This window comes from Myxococcus sp. AB025B, from assembly GCF_006518215.1.
In the GTDB taxonomy this organism is placed as follows: Bacteria; Myxococcota; Myxococcia; order Myxococcales; family Myxococcaceae; genus Myxococcus; species Myxococcus fulvus.
This window is the reverse complement of sequence record NZ_SRLW01000053.1, coordinates 26117-41134: the sequence shown is the minus strand read 5'-3', so window position 1 is coordinate 41134 and position 15018 is coordinate 26117. Positions and strand designations below refer to the sequence as shown.

Sequence of the window (15018 nt, the reverse complement as noted above, 5' to 3'; positions counted from 1 at the left end):
CTCCACGGCCACCGCCCAGGTGCCCGCCGGGGGCACGCCTCCGCGGGCGCGGGCGGAGGCGTGCCCCCGGCGGGCACCTGGGCGGTGGCCGTGGAGGAAGCGACGAGCAGCGCCGCCAGCAGGACGTGAGACATGGGCAACGATCTCCAGGGCCGCTCGGGGCGGCCGGGTCGGAAAGGCGGGCGATTCAAGCCATGGGACAGGGGGGTGTCAACGCCAACCGGGACGTCGGTTCGCGCCGTTGACGACAGGACGCCCGGGGTCATTTCCCTGCCCTCCCCCGGGGTTGGCACTTCGGACAGGCGTAGGTGGTGCGCCCCGCCTGGGTGAAGGACTCCACCAGCGAGCCACACCTGGAGCACGGGCCCTCACCGCGGCCGTACACCAGGAACGGGTTCTCCGAGCCACCCTCCTCCAGGTACACGGGCTCCTCGCCCTGCTGCTCCTCGAGGCCGAAGTCGATGCTCTCCCGGATGGCCTGGACCAGGCGCTTCCAGTCCTCCGGAGTGAGGGTGGAGGGCTTGCGCGCGGGGTGCAGGCCCGCTCGGAACAGGGCCTCCGCGGCGTGGATGTTGCCCAGGCCGGCGATGCGCCCCTGGTCCATCAGCGCCACCTTCAGGTCCTGCTTCGAGGACGCCACGGCCTGCTCCAGCTGGCCGGCGGTGAGGCCGTCCGCCAGCGGGTCCCTCCCCAGGGCCTTCACCACGTCGAGCGAGCGCAGGCCCGCGGCGGGGGTCGGCTCCATGCGCCCGAACATGCGCGCGTCGGCGAAGTGCAGCACCTGGCCGTCGTCGAGGTGGAAGCGGGCGCGGCTGTAGGGGACGACGTCGGTGGGGGCGCGGCGCACGAACTTGCCCGTCATGCCCAGGTGGCCCAACAGGCCCCGGCCTTCCTCGAAGGAGAAGAGCAGGTACTTGCCCCGGCGCACGAGCGACTCCAGCCGCCCCTGCAGCTGCGCGAAACGCGCGCGCTCTGCGCCGCGGAAGACGCGGGTGTCATCCGCCTCCGCGCGCACGAGTCGACGGCCCGTGAACCAGCGCACCAGATTGCGCCGGGCGATCTCCACTTCGGGTAACTCGGGCATCCGCCCGGGCACATAGCACCGGCCCCAAGCCCGGCCCACGCATTAATTGCGGAGGGCCGATGGACGCGCTCAGCCGCGAGGCTTCTTCGGATCCGGCGCCCCCAGGCCACCACTGCCCTCCGGTGTCGCATAGGGCGTCGCCGGCCCGGGCGACTCGTGGGGCCAGGGCGTCGAGGCCACTGGTGGATCATCCAGCGCCCCACCCTCCCCTGGCTCCACCCGGAACGGCTTCGAGCCGAGCCCTCCCGAGTCCTCCCGAACCTCCCGCGCCGCCAGCCGTGGACGCAGCCGCAGCGAGCCTTCCACCGGCGTCGCCTCCAAGCCTCGTACCTTGGCGCCTGCTGGAGCACCCACCTCCGGCGCCGTCCGGGGTACACGCTTCGACTTCGCCTGCGCGCGCGCCCTTCGCTCCAGGAAGGCCATCACCCGCTGGCGGTGCTCATCCGGATGGCGCCGGGGATCGAACGTGGTGGAGCGGGACTCGATGAGCCTGAGCGCGGCCTCCAGCTCGGCCGGTGCCACGCTCGCGCCCGTCAGCTCCAGCTCGGAGAGCTGCTCCTGTGAGACCACCTCGTCCACGGCGTGCAGGGTGGACAGCACAAGCCCCCGCGCGTGGGGCCGAACCAGACACAGGTGGCCCTTCTGATACAGCACCACCCGCCCCACGCCCACGCGTCCCGACACGCGCAGCGCCTCCGTCATCAACGCATACGCCTGCTCCACGCCGCGCGCCGGCACCAGGTGGTACGACGTGTCCAGCAGCAGGGGGTCCACCTCCGCCGGGTCCACGAACTCCTCCAGTGCGATGACCCGGCTCGACACCGGGTCCAGCGCGTCCAGCTCGCCGCTCGTCACGGTGACCTGCCGGCCGTCCTCCAGCGTGTACCCCCGCACCACGTGCTCGAGCGGCACCTCCTCGCCATCGGCGGAGCACACCCGCTTGTTCTGGATGCGGGCGCCGTCCGCGTCGTGAATCAGGTGGAAGCGGGCCTGCCGGGAAGAGACGGCGCCGTGCAGCCGTACCGGGAGCGTCACCAGCCCGAAGCTCAGCGAGCCCACCCAGACCGGACGAGCCATGACGACCTCCTCGCGGTGTCACCCACGACCGACACCGCACGCTTCAAACGTCGATGGCCCCCGGCACCGCCGCAAGGCTCGCACGCACCACCGGAGGGCACGCGAGCCGCGCGACGCCCGAGCGACGCGGGTCCGCTGTCGGTCGGAAGCGTCACGAGGGGCTTGCCGTGGAGGCGGACGCTGCCCAAGAGTCCGGGCAGTCAGTCGCTCTCTCAACGCATCAACCGGTCAAGAAAGGCGCATTCGGTCATGCAGCGGATTCTCTCGGCGGTATGGAGCCTCGCCCTCGTCATGGGCGTGACGGCGGGCTGCACCACGCAGCGCGTCCAGGCGGAGAAGGCTCTCGCGAAGACCTTCATCTCGGATGAGCAGGAGGAGGAGATCGGTCAGCAGGTGAAGAAGGAGCTCGAGCAGAAGGAGAAGATCAAATACGTCGAGGACCCAACCATCGTCGAGTACGTGCGGGGCCTGTCCGCGCCCATCCTCAAGCAGGCCACCAAGGACCGGCCTGGGGTGAAGTGGAAGATCAACGTCATCGACGACCCGAAGATGGTCAACGCCTTCGCCACGCCCGGCGGCTACCTCTACGTCTACACGGGCCTCATCCTCGCCTCGGACACGGAGGCGGAGCTGGCGGGCGTCATGGCCCATGAGGCCGGCCACGTCGTCGGCCGCCACTCGGCGCGAGCCATGGTCAACCAGATGGGCATCCAGACCGTCACCCAGCTCGCCCTGGGGCAGAACCCCGGCGCCGCCGCGCAGGTGGCCGCGCAGCTGGTGGGCGGTGGCGCGATGCTCGCGCACAGCCGCAGCGAGGAGCTGGAGGCGGACGAGTTCGGCGCGCGCTACTCCTCCGGCGCCGGCTTCGACCCCAAGGGCCTCATCACCTTCTTCCAGAAGCTCCAGGCGCAGGGCGGTGACACGCCGGGCGTCATGAAGTGGCTGAGCACCCACCCCACCAACCGGCAGCGCATCAGCGACCTGGAGAAGTACATCAAGGAGAAGAACCTGCGCGGAACCAACAACAGCCCGGGCCAGCTGCCCGCCATCAAGCAGAAGCTGGGCGCGCGCTAGCCCCGGGCGTCGTCAGTGCAGCGTGGAGGGCGGAGGCTGCTGCTCCGCCGCGGAGGGCTCGGGGGACTTCCCCCGGGCCACGCGCCGACGCCAGCGCCAGAAGGCCATCTTCGAGCGCTTCGCGCTGGCGGCGCTCTTGGCGGCCCCCGGCGTCTTGATGGGCGGCTCGGCGGGCGCGGGCTCGTCGAAGTCGCGCGCGCCCTTCTCCTTCCCCTCCGCGGAGGCGTGCTCGAGGATGGCGTTGATCTCCCCGCCCAGGATGAACACCAGCCCGGAGATGTAGAGCCACAGCAGCAGCACCACCACGCCACCGATGGAGCCGTAGGTGACGTTGTACTTGCCGAAGTGCTCCACGTACTGCGTGAACCCCCACGTGCTCCCCATCCACGCCAGCGTGCCCAGGGTGGAGCCGGGGGTGATGTACTTGAAGCGCTGCTTCACGTCCGGCAGCAGGTAGTAGCAGATGGACACCACCAGCATCACCAGGCCCGCGGTGAAGGGCCAGCGCGCCCAGGACCAGACCAGGTGGAACGCCTCCTCCACCTGCAGCCGCGTCGCGAGCCACGCCCCCAGCCGCCCGCCCAGCAGGAACACGGCGAAGGACAGGGGAATCAGCAGCGTGCCCACCAGCGTGACCACCACCGCCAGGCCCTGCGTCTTCCACACGGGCCTGGACTCGGGCACGTCGTAGGCCAGGTTGAGCGCCTTGCGCAGCGCGTCCGCGCCGCGTGACGCCGACCAGAGGGCGAGCACGAGGCCCACCGTGAGCAGCCTGGGCCGGGGCTGGTCCACCAGCGACGTCAGGTGCTGCGTCACCAGGCTGAGCGCGTCGCCAGGCACCAGCGGCTGGATGCGCGCCAGCATCGCGTCCACCGCGCCGGGCGCGAACGGCAGGTACGCCACCAGCGTGACGAGGAAGAACAGGAAGGGGAACAGCGAGAACAGCAGGTAGTAGGAGAGCTGCGCCGCGATGTCCGTGACGGTGTCTTCCTGGAACTCCTTCACGAAGCGCCGCGCGAACTCGCGCCACGTGAGGTACTTGAGCCGTGGCAGCCGCATCCTTCCCTCCTCGCTCCCCACTCTCGGGTAACGGAAGGTGGGGTGCGTGACGCCTTTCGGCAGCAGGCGGCCGGCCGAGCCCTCGCCCTGCTAGACGACGTTCGGCGGGAGGTATCTGCCCAACAGTGGACGAAGCCGCGCGCGGACCTCGTCGGGGATGCGGGAGCGCTCGGTCCACAGCGCCATGGCCAGCGCGGAGTCACACCGGCAGGTGACGGGCGTCTCGGCGATGCGTGAGAGCGCGCGGCGGATGAGGGCGGCGCCCTTGGAGGTGACGGCCTGCACGTTGTGCGACAGCCGCGCCAGGAGGGCCTCGTGCTCCTGGCCCTCTGGAGGGGACTGCCAGGAGTCGTAGTCGGTGGGCAGCGCCACCAGGGCGTAGTGCAGCTCCGCCTCCCGGGCGAGCCGCGCCTCGGGCATGGCCGTCATGCCCACCAGGTCCCCGCCCCAGGTGCGGTACAGCAGGCTCTCCGCGCGCGTGCTGAGTGAAGGTCCCTCGATGCAGACATAGGTGGCCTGGGTGGCCACCACGGCCTGGGTGGCGAGGGCGGCGTTGGACAACGCCTGGCGCAGCGTCGCGCAGAAGGGCTGGCCCAATTCCACGTGCACGGCCACGTCGTCGTAGAAGGTGCAGGGGCGCCGGTAGGTCCGGTCGATGACCTGGTCGGGCACGACGAGCTGCATCGGCGGCAGGTGCTCCTGGAGGCTGCCCACGGTGCTGGTGGAGAGCACGTGGGTGACGCCCAGCTGCTTCAGCGCGAACAGGTTGGCGCGGTAGGGGGCGCGGGTGGCGTTGAACAGGTGGCCCTGGCCGTGGCGTGGAACGTAGACGACGGAGACGCCGTCCAACTCCCCGGAGAACAGCGGCCCCGCATGGGGACCGAAGGGCGTTTCGAGGGTGTGGGTCTCCAGACGACCATTGAACCCCAGGAGGTGTTCCAGACCATGGCTCCCGATGATGCCCACCCTGACAGCCATGTTCCTCCTTGGGCGCTCCGGCCGCGCTCCCCGGACCATACCGCGCCCCCCTGGCGCCGGGAGGCACGAAGACTGGTAGTTTTCGCAATTGCCATGCGTTCCCTTCCCGTCCTGCTCCTGGTGCTCGCCGCCAGCCCCGTCAGCGCCCAGCGCGGCACCGTCCCCTCCGGCTGTCAGGAGGACTACGCCACCTGCAAGGAGGACTGCTCCATCGAGTACGGCGGCAGCGGCCGCACGCTCAAGAAGCTCACCCAGTGCCTCTCCATCTGCACGGAGAACCGGGAGGAGTGCAGCGACCGGCACTCGGCGATTCGAGGGCTGCCGTCGGGCGTGGTGGCGGACGAGCCGCGTCGCCCGTCGCGCCGTCCGGGCAAGCCGGTGAACCGCGACGAGGACCCGTTCGGTGACGCCAACTCCAGCTCGGAGCCGCGGCGCACCACCAACCGCGAGGAGGACCCGTTCGGCGACGCGCGTCCGGAGCGTCCGCCCGGGCCGCGAGGCGCGTACCGCTCGCCCGACGAGATTCCCGCCGAGGACACGAGCCCGCCCAAGGAGGCGACGCCCGCGCCGCTCGACACGTCGCCGCCTCCGCCGCCCGTGTCGCGGCAGGGGGTCTATCGCGCGTCGGACTCCGGGCCGAAGCCCGCGCCGGAGCCCTCGGCGAACATCCCCGATGACCTGGAGCCGCTGGACACGCCGCCCGCGCCCACGCCCACCGCCGCGAACAAGCCGTCGCCGCGCTCGGAGCCCGCCCGGACCGAGGAGAAGAAGGACCCACCGCTCGACGACGCGCCCGCGCCCACCGCGAAGAAGGCACCGCCTCCCGCGCCCGCGGCGCCTCCGCGCCCCAAGCCACCGCCGGAGCCCAAGTACGACATCTCCGAGTGGGACCCGAACGGGGACTGATTCAGACCTCGGGTTCGTGTCCACGTCCAGGCTCGGACGAATGTTCCAGCGATGAAGGGGAGTCCGTGCGCATCGACGACGTGCGCACAGACTTCACGTTGCTCGCACACGTCGCGCGGCGTTAAGGCCGGCTCGCTACTCCACACCCCTGAGGAGCCGTTGCATGCGAGTCGCGATGAAGTGGTTGTTGGCTTGGACCTGGATGGCCCTGCTGGCCGCGTGTGGCGACAAGGCCACGCACGATGATTTCGACACGGGACAGGACGCCATCCTGCCCGACGCGCGGACCCTGCCCTGCGCCACGCTCCAGTTCGAGCGCGGCGCCCTCCCCTCGGGCCAGAGCGTCCAGGGGCTCAACACCCAGACGTTGTCCGGAACGCAGGACCGCTGGGCCGAGTACGTCGAGTTCGCGCCGAACAGCTCCGCCACGTGCACCTATCCGCTGCCCACGGGCGTGAGCGCGGACAGCGTCGTCGCGGCCGAGGTCGGCGTGAACTACCGGGGCCCCGCGAAGGCGCAGATGCGGTGGCTCATCGAGGCGTGGGACTACTCGACGAACAGCTGGGCCCTGGTGGGTGACAATGCCTTCGCGCAGTCATGGCGCTGGACGGCCACGTCGCTGGCCCTGCCCACACCCGCGCGCTTCCTGTCCGGCGGTCCGGTGAAGCTGCGCTACCGCACGGACTCCACCGCGGATGCGTCGCTGCTGGACCTGCTCGTCGTGCGCGTGCAGGTGGCGGCGAGCGACGCGGGCACGCCCACCGACGCGGGGACTCCGACGGACGCGGGCACTCCCACCGACGCCGGCACGCCCACCGACGCGGGCACTCCGACGGACGCGGGCACGCAGGTGCCCTGGTCGAACGTGAAGAGCTTCACGTACCAGCTCACCAACTATCCGCAGGGCAAGCTCGACGCGATTGCCGCGTCGAAGTTCGACCTGGCCATCATCGAGCTCGTGCGCGACGGCTCCAGCGGCTACTTCACCGCGGCGGAGATTTCGGCGCTCAAGGCCCGGGGCAAGCAGGTGCTCGCCTACTTCGAGATTGGCGCCATCGAGGAGTACCGCCCCGAGTGGAGCCAGGTGCCCGCGGACCTGAAGCTCGGTCCCGTGTCCGGCTGGCCCGACGAGCAGTACGTGAAGTACTGGGACGAGCGCTGGTGGCCCATCGTCCAGGGCCGCATCGACCGCGCGCTCGCCGCGGGCTTCAACGGCTGCTACCTCGACATGGTCGTCACGTACGAGGAGATTCCCGCCAACTCCGCCGGCACCAACCGCGCCGACCTCGCGCGGAAGATGGTGGCCCTCATCGCGCGCATCAACACGTACGCGAAGGCGCGCAACCCGGACTTCAAGGTGGTGCCGCAGAACTCACCGGAGCTCGTCGATGACCCGGCCTACCTGCCCGCCATCGACGGGCTGGGCATGGAGGACATGTACTGGTCCGACGACGTGGCCTGCGACGAGGGCTGGTGCGAGGAGAACCGCACCAACGCCGCTCGCGTGCGCGCCGCGGGCAAGCTGGTGCTGTCCACCGACTACGCCACGCAGTCCGCCCACATCGCGGATGCATACACCCGCTCGCGCGCCGCGGGCTTCGTGCCCTACGTCACCGTGCGCGCGCTGGACCGCGTGACGGTGAACGCAGGCTGGGACCCGCAGTAGCCCGCCCCAGTGGGAACACCGCGCCTCGGGAAGTGCCCACGAGGCGCGGTGCCCTGCTTCAGCGCTCCCAGCGGAACACCGCCTCGAGCGGCTTGCCGAAGACCTCCGCGATGCGGAACGCCGTCTCCAGGCTGGGCGAGTACTTGCCCGCTTCAATCGCGGCAATCGTCTGACGCGTGAGGCCCACCTTCTCGCCCAGCGCGGCCTGCGTCATCTCGCCCGCGAGGAAGCGCAGCGTGCGGATTTCGTTGGTCAGCCGAGGCTCAGGCACGCAAGCCCCTGCGGTAGCCCGACACAGTCAGGCCCGTGTGCACCAGCTCCGCGATGACGATGGCGAGAATCGCCGCGTTCGCCACCTTCCAGCCACTGGCGCCGAACGGCATGATGCAGCCGACGAGAATCATCCCGCCCATCAGCACGTAGTACGCGACGGACGCGGAGCGATGCGCGATGGCCCGGTCGCGCTCGTCGGGCTCGGTCCTCTCGCCCGGTGCCCGACGCATCCGGCCGACAATCGCCGAGACACCGAGCACCACGCCCTGGAACACCGCCGACGCGGTCAGCATGATGATCTGCGACCAGAACGTGAGCTCACCCCGCGCGTCCAGCACCGCGACCGCGGTGAAGTACGTCCCGTAGCTGACGACGAGCAACACCAGGAACACCCACGCGAACCGCTCCCGGGACGACATCTGCGTCTCCATGAACCGCTCCCTTCACGTACCGCACAATGTTAAGCATGCCCGACTCCATGTCAAGAATGCTTAACATTCCTCCAAAGGCCCCGTCGGCACCGCGAAAGCGAGGCACGAAAGAAAAAGGTCCTCAGGTCGCGGGACGGTCCGCCGTGGGAGCGAGGACCGGCGGCTTCGTCACCACGGTCTGCGTGAGCCGCACGCCCGCGAGCACCAGCACGCCGCCCACGGCGATCTCCCAGTGCAGGGCCTCATCCAGCAGCGCCCACGCGGCCAGCGCCGTGGCGGCGGGCTGGAGGTTGGAGAAGATGGCCACCTTCGACGCCGACACCTTCGACAGCGCGTAGTACCAGAGCACGTACGCGACCACCGACGTCAGCAGGCCCAGGTACACGATGCAGCCCTTCGCGAGCGTGCTCGTGGCCACGAGCGCCTGCGGGTTCGCGACGAACGGCGCGAACGGCAGCATCATCACCGTGGCCATCGTCATGCACCACGCGGTGGCGCGCAGCGGCCCATGGATGGCGACGAAGGGCTTGCCCTCCGTCGTGTAGACCACCCACGCCATCACCGCGCAGAGGATGAGCAGGTCGCCCGTGAGCGAGCCGCGCGCCTCCGCGAGCCCTCGGCCGAGCAGCAGCACCACCACGCCCACGAAGGCCACGGCGATGCCCGCGAGCGTCCGCGTCGAGGCACGCTCCTGTCCTCGCGCGAGGCTGAGCACGTACACGCCCAGCGGCATGAGCGAATACAGGAGCGCGCCGTGCGCGGCTGTGGAGCGCGACAGCCCCGTGAAGAAGAACAGCTGGTTCACCGGGCCCGCCATCAGCCCGAGGAACAGGATGCGGCCCCAAGCGTTTCGCGGAGGAAGCTTGGGCCCGGGCACCAGCGCCAGCAGCGCGACGAACACGAGCCCGCTGAGCATGAAGCGCCAGAACACCACCGTGAGCGGCGGCAGCTCCGCCATGGCGCGCTTCGCGGCGAGGTACGTCCCCGCGCTGATGAGCACCTGGATGAGGAGCGCGGCATAGACGCCGCGCAGCGAAGGCGTGGAGGAGTTCAGGGGACCAGCTGGCGCAGTGCCCATTGCGCCGCGCTACGTACCAATTCGCTCGAATCGTCGCTGAGCTTTTCGAGCAGGTGCCGCGCGTCCGCCTGCCTGGCCACCCCCAGCGCGTACACGGCGTTGCGGCGCAGCACGTCGTAGCGTGCGCGCGCCAGCGCCGTCCCCGGGATGAGCTGCTCGTACTGCTCCGTCGTCAGCCCCGCCAGCTCCAGCGTGCCCAGCTCCGCCACCGCGCGAGGCGCGAAGCGTGGGTGCTCCGCGAACACGGGCTTGCGGTTCAACGGACACACCTGCTGACAGATGTCGCACCCGAAGATGAGGTTGTTGAACTTGAAACGAAATGGCTCGGGCACCTCGCGCTCGCGGTTCTCGATGGTCTGGTAGGACAGACACGCTCCCGCATTCACCTGGCTGTTGCCCACCAGCGCGCCCGTGGGACACGACACGAGACACCGACGACACGCGCCGCACCGGTCCGCCGTGGGGCCGTCCGCGTACTCGTCCACCTCCGCGTCGATGACGAGCGTGGCCAGCAGCACCCACGAGCCGAAGGGCTCGGTGATGAAGCATCCGTTCTTGCCCACGTAGCCCAGGCCCGCGCGCGCGGCCCACACCTTCTCCATCAGCGGGCCGCTGTCCACGCTCCCGTACGTGCCCAGCCCCGGGGCCCTCTGGATGATGGCCTTGCGGAACGCCTTCATCCGGTCGCGCAGCGTGGAGTGGTAGTCGCGCCCCCGCGCGTACCGGGCGATGGGCGAGCCCTTCGAGGGCTCCTCGTCGCGGTAGTAGTTGTTGACGAACGAGATGACCGTCTTCGCGCCCGGCAGGAGACGGCCGACGTCCAGGCGTTCCTCCGCCCGCTCGCCCATCCAGTCCATGTCCGCCGCGTAGCCCGCCTCCAGCCAGTTCAGGAGGAAGCGCGGCTCGATGGGCTCCGCGCGGGCGAAGCCCACCAGGTCGAAGCCCACCGAGCGGGCGAGGTCACGAAGCGGAGCGGTGGGGAGCAAGAAGACGCCTTGAAGAGACTAGGGCTCGGACGGCTTCTCCGGAATCCACTTCACGTCCTGCACATTCGCGCGGTGGTTCGCCACGCGCGCCATGACGAAGAGCAGGTCGGAGAGCCGGTTGAGGAAGATGACCACGTCCTTGGGAATCGTCCCCTCGCGCAGCAGCGGGACGGCGCGGCGCTCGGCGCGACGGCACACCGTGCGAGCCAGGTGCAGCGCGGCCGCGGCCTGCGTGCCTCCGGGCAGGATGAAGTGCGTCATCTTCGGCAGCTCGCTGTCGAAGCGGTCCATGGCGTTCTCCATGTCCGTCACCCAGCTCTCCTTCAGCGGAGGCAGGTGCGAGGCGGCCTTCGCGTCCATGGGCGTCGCCATCACCGCGCCCACGGTGAAGAGCTGGTCCTGCAGCCGGTGGAGCATCGCGTCCAGCTCCGGCGGCGGGGAGAAGCCGCGCACCAGGCCCAGCGTCGCGTTCAGCTCGTCCACCTCGCCGTAGGCATCCACGCGCACGTCATCCTTCGGGACTCGGCCGCCCCCGAATAGACCGGTATCTCCGGCGTCTCCGCGCTTCGTGTAGATTTTCATGTCCCGGCTTCTACCGGCGGGACGCGCCGCGCGTCCAATCCGAAGGACGTGTGTGGACCCAAGTGAGATTGCAGGGTTGCGGGCACTGCGTTTCTTCGTGCTTGCCACAGGGGGCAACGACGCCTAGACGGCTGGGCCCCATGCAGCCCTACCTGAACCTGCTGGACCACGTGCTGAAGCACGGGACGAAGAAGGGCGACCGCACCGGCACGGGCACGCTGAGTGTCTTCGGCCCCCAGCTGCGGTTCGATTTGACGCAGGGGTTTCCGCTCGTCACCACGAAGAAGCTGCACGTGAAGTCCATCCTTCACGAGCTGCTGTGGATTCTCGCGGGTGACACCAACGTGCGCACGCTGCAGGCGCAGGGTGTCACCATCTGGGATGAGTGGGCCGACGCGGAGGGGAAGCTCGGCCCCGTGTATGGACACCAGTGGCGCTCGTGGAGCGCGCCGGACGGGGGCCACATCGACCAGATGAAGGCGCTGGTCGACGGGCTGAAGAAGAACCCGGACTCGCGCCGACACATCGTCAGCGCGTGGAACGTGGCGGACCTGCCGGGCATGAAGCTGCCGCCGTGCCACGTGCTCTTCCAGTTCTACGTGGCCGACGGGAAGCTGTCCTGCCAGTTGTACCAGCGCAGCGCGGACCTGTTTCTCGGGCTGCCCTTCAACATCGCCTCGTACTCGGCGCTGACGATGATGGTGGCGCAGGCGACGGAACTGGTCGCGCACGAGTTCATCCACACGATTGGCGACGCGCACCTGTACCTCAACCACGTGGAGCAGGCCCGCGAGCAGCTCTCGCGCGCGCCGCGTGCGCTGCCGCGCCTGAAGCTCAACCCCGAGGTAAAGGACCTCTTCGCGTTCCGGTACGAGGACTTCACGCTCGAAGGCTACGAGCCCCACCCCGCCATCAAGGCGCCCGTCGCCGTATGAAGCTGTCGGCCATCGTCGCGCTGGCGTCGAACCGGGTCATCGGCGCGGACAATCAACTCCCGTGGCGACTGCCCGCGGACCTGGCGCGCTTCAAGCGGCTCACCATGGGCCACACGCTCGTGATGGGCCGCAAGACCTACGACTCCATCGGCCGTCCGCTGCCGGGGCGTACGTTCATCGTCGTCACGCGGCGGAAGGACTTCGCGCCGCCGGGAGTCACGGTGGCGCACTCAGTGGAGGAGGCGCTCCAAATTGCCGAGGCCCGAGGCGACGACGAGGTCTTCATCGCGGGAGGCGCGGACCTGTACGCACAGACGATGGACCGCATCCAGCGGCTCTACCTCACGCGAATCGCGCGCGACTACCCGGGTGACACATTCTTCCCCGAGGTGGACCTGTCCGGCTGGCGGCTCATCGAAGAGGAGCCGCATCCGGAGTCCGAGCCTCCGTACGCGTGCCTCACCTACGAGCGCTGACGCCGCTGCTCCCTCGTCGAGCAGCGCGGCGTTCCACGTCGGCTTTGTCTCGCCCCCGCGCCGTGCGCACCTGGAACGGCATGCGCCTCCCTCTCATCCCCGGACTCACGCCGAGCCCCTGGCTCCCCGCGCCCCGCCTGCCCTGGCGCGCCGCCTCCCTGCTCGGCGCCACGCTCACCCTCGCCAACACCACCACGCTCGCTCGCCTCTCACGGCAGCTCGAGGCCCAGCAGCGTCAGCGTCGCTTCCGCCCACGCGCCCTGCGCGCGCTTGCCGTCGGAGCCACCGCCATCGGCGCCACCGGCCTGGGCGCGCTCGCCATCGGCGCCGTCTCCATCGGCGCGCTCACCGTGGCCTCGCTCGCCCTCGGCCACCTGCGCGGCGGCGACTGGCGCATCGCCCGGCTCCGCATCCACTCGCTGGAGGTCGAACGGTGGACAGCCCTGGGCAACCCCGCCCCCATTCCGGGCCTTCCGACTCCCGCCTGAAGCCCCATCTTGAGATTGAGTCGCAGAATTGAAACGACCGGGCCCCGCTGGTAGACGGGACGCATGAATCATGTGGTCCGCGTCGTCCTCGTCCTGCTCTTCATGGTGCCTGGGTCGGCCTTCGCCGCCGAGAGCGGCGCGGAGGAGCGGACCTGGCATCGGCTGGTGGGAATCCTCCAGTACCTGGAGGCGGACTACCCGGCCGCCATCGAGTCCCAGTCCGCGTTCGAGCTGGAGGAGCAGAAGAGCTTCGCGGCGGAGGCGGTGTCCGCGGCGCAGGAGCTGGGCGCGCAGGCCTCGGTCTTCGTCCCCCGCGTGAAGGCCATCCAGGCGCGCGTGGACCAGTCGCAGGACCCCGAGGGCGTCAGCCGCGACTGCGGCGCGCTGGTGCAGGACCTGGTGCTCGTCGGTGGGCTCGCGCGCAGCCCCCGTCACCCGCCGGACCTCCAGCGCGGCGCCGAGCTCTTCCAGACGAACTGCGCGGCCTGCCACGCCGCGGACGGCAGCGCCAACCTGCCCATCGCCGCGACGATGGAGCCCGCGCCCGCCAACTTCCAGGACGCGGAGCTGATGGGCGGCCTCACGCCCTACAAGGCGTTCAACACCACCAGCTTCGGCGTGCCGGGCACCGCCATGCCCGCCTTCCCCACGCTGACCGAGGACGAGCGCTGGTCGCTCGCGTTCTTCGCCTTCACCCTGCGCCTGCCCCCGTGCGAGGGGACGCCTCCGCGCGCGTCGCTGGAGCGGCTGGCGAACGCCACCGACGACGAGCTGGTGAAGGACTTCGGCGCCGACAAGCTCGCGTGCCTGCGTCGGAAGCTGCCCCAGGTGGACGAGGAGCGCTCGCTGATGGCGGCGCGCGACGGCGTGCAGGAGGCCATGCGCCAGGGCGCCGCGGGCAACCCGTCCGCCGCGAAGGCCGCGCTCCTGGATGCGTACCTGAACGGGCTGGAGCCGGTGGAGCCCAAGCTGACCTCGCGCGACTCCGCGCTGGTGCTCAAGCTGGAGCAGGGCTTCCTCAAGGCGCGACTGGCGGCGGAGACCAGCAGCCCCAGGTTGCAGGACGAGGGGCGCGAGCTGATTGCGCTGCTCGACCAGGCGCGCCGGGACAGCGGCAGCGCGGCGGACCTGGTGTCCACGCTGTGGCTCACCGTGTTCATCCTGCTGCGCGAGGGCTTCGAGGCGGCCATCATCGTCGCCGCGCTGCTGGCGGCCCTGAAGAAGATGAAGGCCACCGAGCACGTGCGCGTGGTGCACGCCGGCTGGATGTCCGCGCTGGTGGTGGGCGCCGTCGCCTATGTGCTGGGCCGCCACCTGCTGGCCGGCGCCGAGCGCGAGTGGATGGAGGGCGTGGCCGCGCTCGTGGCCGTGGGCATGCTGCTGTACGCGGCGCTGTGGCTCAACGCGCGCTCCAACATGAGCCAGTTCATGGGGGAGCTGCGCGAGAAGATGAAGGGCGCGCTGGGGCGAGGCAGCCTGTTCGGCCTGTTCCTCATCGCCTTCACGGCCGTGCTGCGCGAGAGCTTCGAGACCGCCATCTTCCTCCAGGGCCTGGCGCTGGACTCGCCCGCGGGCGTGGCGTGGGGCGCGCTGGTGGGCTCGGTGGCGCTGGTCATCCTGGTGCTCTTCATCAACCGGCTCGGCTTCCGGCTGCCCATGAAGACGCTCTTCAACCTCTCCACGGTGGTGCTCGTCGTCACCGCGGTGATGCTGCTGGGCAAGGGCCTGCACTCGCTGCAGGAGGTGGGCGCGCTGCCGCTCTATCCGGTGAGCTTCGTCACCGTCGATTTGTTGGGCATCTATCCGGACCTGCTCTCGCTGGTGCCCCAGGTGCTCCTGGCCGCCGCGCCGCTGGCCCTGGTGCTGCTGCGTCGGCGGGCCCGCCCCGAGCGCGTCACCGAGGTGTCCGCCAGTTGACGCGACGA

General features: G+C 70.1%; 16 protein-coding genes. 7 read left to right on the top strand and 9 right to left on the bottom strand.

Annotation, left to right across the window (positions count from 1 at the left end; translation table 11 throughout):
- Window positions 1-262 precede the first annotated feature (262 nt).
- Together mutM and FL311_RS11575 are read right to left on the bottom strand one after the other, a co-directional pair.
- Complete coding sequence (mutM, locus tag FL311_RS11580; RefSeq protein WP_141325098.1) at window positions 263-1084, bottom strand: bifunctional DNA-formamidopyrimidine glycosylase/DNA-(apurinic or apyrimidinic site) lyase; 822 nt, start codon at window positions 1082-1084, stop codon at window positions 263-265.
- 69 nt (window positions 1085-1153) lie between these two features.
- On the bottom strand, window positions 1154-2161 hold the full coding sequence (locus FL311_RS11575; protein ID WP_141325097.1) for a Ku protein: 1008 nt from the start codon (window positions 2159-2161) through the stop codon (window positions 1154-1156).
- A gap of 249 nt (window positions 2162-2410) precedes the next feature.
- Between FL311_RS11575 and FL311_RS11570 the strand changes: the two genes are divergently transcribed.
- On the top strand, window positions 2411-3235 hold the full coding sequence (locus FL311_RS11570; protein WP_141325096.1) for a M48 family metallopeptidase: 825 nt from the start codon (window positions 2411-2413) through the stop codon (window positions 3233-3235).
- A gap of 12 nt (window positions 3236-3247) precedes the next feature.
- Here the strand turns inward: FL311_RS11570 and FL311_RS11565 are convergent, their stop codons facing one another.
- Both FL311_RS11565 and FL311_RS11560 read right to left on the bottom strand, forming a co-directional pair.
- Window positions 3248-4294 carry a YihY/virulence factor BrkB family protein gene (locus tag FL311_RS11565; RefSeq protein WP_141325095.1) on the bottom strand — a complete coding sequence of 349 codons (1047 nt, stop codon included), beginning with the start codon at window positions 4292-4294 and terminating at the stop codon, window positions 3248-3250.
- A 90-nt stretch (window positions 4295-4384) separates the two neighbouring features.
- Entirely contained in the window at window positions 4385-5272 is an 888-nt protein-coding gene (locus FL311_RS11560) for an MTAP family purine nucleoside phosphorylase (protein WP_141325094.1), read from the bottom strand.
- Between the two features lie 93 nt (window positions 5273-5365).
- On the opposite strand from FL311_RS11560, the gene FL311_RS11555 reads away from it, so the two are divergent.
- The gene (locus FL311_RS11555; RefSeq protein ID WP_141325093.1) at window positions 5366-6178 is read left to right on the top strand and encodes a hypothetical protein; all 813 of its coding nucleotides are present in this window, start codon (window positions 5366-5368) and stop codon (window positions 6176-6178) included.
- A 163-nt stretch (window positions 6179-6341) separates the two neighbouring features.
- On the top strand, window positions 6342-7844 hold the full coding sequence (locus tag FL311_RS11550) for an endo alpha-1,4 polygalactosaminidase (protein ID WP_141325092.1): 1503 nt from the start codon (window positions 6342-6344) through the stop codon (window positions 7842-7844).
- A gap of 58 nt (window positions 7845-7902) precedes the next feature.
- On the opposite strand, the gene FL311_RS11545 is transcribed toward FL311_RS11550, so the two are convergent.
- The 5 genes from FL311_RS11545 to FL311_RS11525 form a co-directional block, all read right to left on the bottom strand.
- Window positions 7903-8100, bottom strand: a complete 198-nt coding sequence (locus FL311_RS11545) for a helix-turn-helix transcriptional regulator (protein WP_255653279.1) — start codon at window positions 8098-8100, stop codon at window positions 7903-7905.
- Window positions 8101-8107: 7 nt separating this feature from the next.
- Window positions 8108-8548: a hypothetical protein gene (locus FL311_RS11540; RefSeq protein WP_141325091.1), complete on the bottom strand. Its 441-nt coding sequence runs from the start codon at window positions 8546-8548 to the stop codon at window positions 8108-8110.
- A gap of 121 nt (window positions 8549-8669) precedes the next feature.
- Window positions 8670-9626: a DMT family transporter gene (locus tag FL311_RS11535; protein WP_141325090.1), complete on the bottom strand. Its 957-nt coding sequence runs from the start codon at window positions 9624-9626 to the stop codon at window positions 8670-8672.
- On the bottom strand, window positions 9599-10612 hold the full coding sequence (gene queG, locus FL311_RS11530; protein ID WP_141325089.1) for a tRNA epoxyqueuosine(34) reductase QueG: 1014 nt from the start codon (window positions 10610-10612) through the stop codon (window positions 9599-9601). The genes FL311_RS11535 and queG overlap by 28 nt, the downstream gene beginning before the upstream one ends.
- Window positions 10613-10630: 18 nt before the next feature.
- A complete protein-coding gene (locus FL311_RS11525) occupies window positions 10631-11194 on the bottom strand; it encodes a cob(I)yrinic acid a,c-diamide adenosyltransferase (RefSeq protein ID WP_141325088.1) in 564 nt (187 codons plus the stop codon).
- 140 nt (window positions 11195-11334) lie between these two features.
- On the opposite strand from FL311_RS11525, the gene FL311_RS11520 reads away from it, so the two are divergent.
- From FL311_RS11520 to FL311_RS11505, 4 genes are all read left to right on the top strand, one after another.
- A complete protein-coding gene (locus tag FL311_RS11520; RefSeq protein WP_141325087.1) occupies window positions 11335-12129 on the top strand; it encodes a thymidylate synthase in 795 nt (264 codons plus the stop codon).
- A complete protein-coding gene (locus FL311_RS11515) occupies window positions 12126-12605 on the top strand; it encodes a dihydrofolate reductase (RefSeq protein ID WP_141325086.1) in 480 nt (159 codons plus the stop codon). Before FL311_RS11520 ends, FL311_RS11515 begins: the two co-directional genes overlap by 4 nt.
- Before the next feature lie 80 nt (window positions 12606-12685).
- Window positions 12686-13093 (top strand): hypothetical protein, encoded by a 408-nt coding sequence (locus tag FL311_RS11510; protein ID WP_141325085.1) that lies wholly within the window; start codon window positions 12686-12688, stop codon window positions 13091-13093.
- A 63-nt stretch (window positions 13094-13156) separates the two neighbouring features.
- Window positions 13157-15010, top strand: coding sequence for an FTR1 family protein (locus FL311_RS11505; protein ID WP_141325084.1), 1854 nt, complete (start codon window positions 13157-13159; stop codon window positions 15008-15010).
- Window positions 15011-15018: the final 8 nt, after the last annotated feature.

What these genes read in the sequence shown, in the direction of transcription:
- FL311_RS11540 (WP_141325091.1), bottom strand. Translation starts at nt 8,548, where the DNA reads ATGGAGACGCAGATGTCGTCCCGGGAGCGGTTCGCGTGGGTGTTCCTG.
- FL311_RS11550 (WP_141325092.1), top strand. Translation starts at nt 6,342, where the DNA reads ATGCGAGTCGCGATGAAGTGGTTGTTGGCTTGGACCTGGATGGCCCTG.
- FL311_RS11575 (WP_141325097.1), bottom strand. Translation starts at nt 2,161, where the DNA reads ATGGCTCGTCCGGTCTGGGTGGGCTCGCTGAGCTTCGGGCTGGTGACG.
- FL311_RS11525 (WP_141325088.1), bottom strand. Translation starts at nt 11,194, where the DNA reads ATGAAAATCTACACGAAGCGCGGAGACGCCGGAGATACCGGTCTATTC.
- mutM (WP_141325098.1), bottom strand. Translation starts at nt 1,084, where the DNA reads ATGCCCGAGTTACCCGAAGTGGAGATCGCCCGGCGCAATCTGGTGCGC.
- FL311_RS11555 (WP_141325093.1), top strand. Translation starts at nt 5,366, where the DNA reads ATGCGTTCCCTTCCCGTCCTGCTCCTGGTGCTCGCCGCCAGCCCCGTC.
- FL311_RS11565 (WP_141325095.1), bottom strand. Translation starts at nt 4,294, where the DNA reads ATGCGGCTGCCACGGCTCAAGTACCTCACGTGGCGCGAGTTCGCGCGG.
- FL311_RS11505 (WP_141325084.1), top strand. Translation starts at nt 13,157, where the DNA reads ATGAATCATGTGGTCCGCGTCGTCCTCGTCCTGCTCTTCATGGTGCCT.
- FL311_RS11520 (WP_141325087.1), top strand. Translation starts at nt 11,335, where the DNA reads ATGCAGCCCTACCTGAACCTGCTGGACCACGTGCTGAAGCACGGGACG.
- FL311_RS11510 (WP_141325085.1), top strand. Translation starts at nt 12,686, where the DNA reads ATGCGCCTCCCTCTCATCCCCGGACTCACGCCGAGCCCCTGGCTCCCC.
- FL311_RS11515 (WP_141325086.1), top strand. Translation starts at nt 12,126, where the DNA reads ATGAAGCTGTCGGCCATCGTCGCGCTGGCGTCGAACCGGGTCATCGGC.
- FL311_RS11570 (WP_141325096.1), top strand. Translation starts at nt 2,411, where the DNA reads ATGCAGCGGATTCTCTCGGCGGTATGGAGCCTCGCCCTCGTCATGGGC.
- FL311_RS11535 (WP_141325090.1), bottom strand. Translation starts at nt 9,626, where the DNA reads ATGGGCACTGCGCCAGCTGGTCCCCTGAACTCCTCCACGCCTTCGCTG.
- FL311_RS11560 (WP_141325094.1), bottom strand. Translation starts at nt 5,272, where the DNA reads ATGGCTGTCAGGGTGGGCATCATCGGGAGCCATGGTCTGGAACACCTC.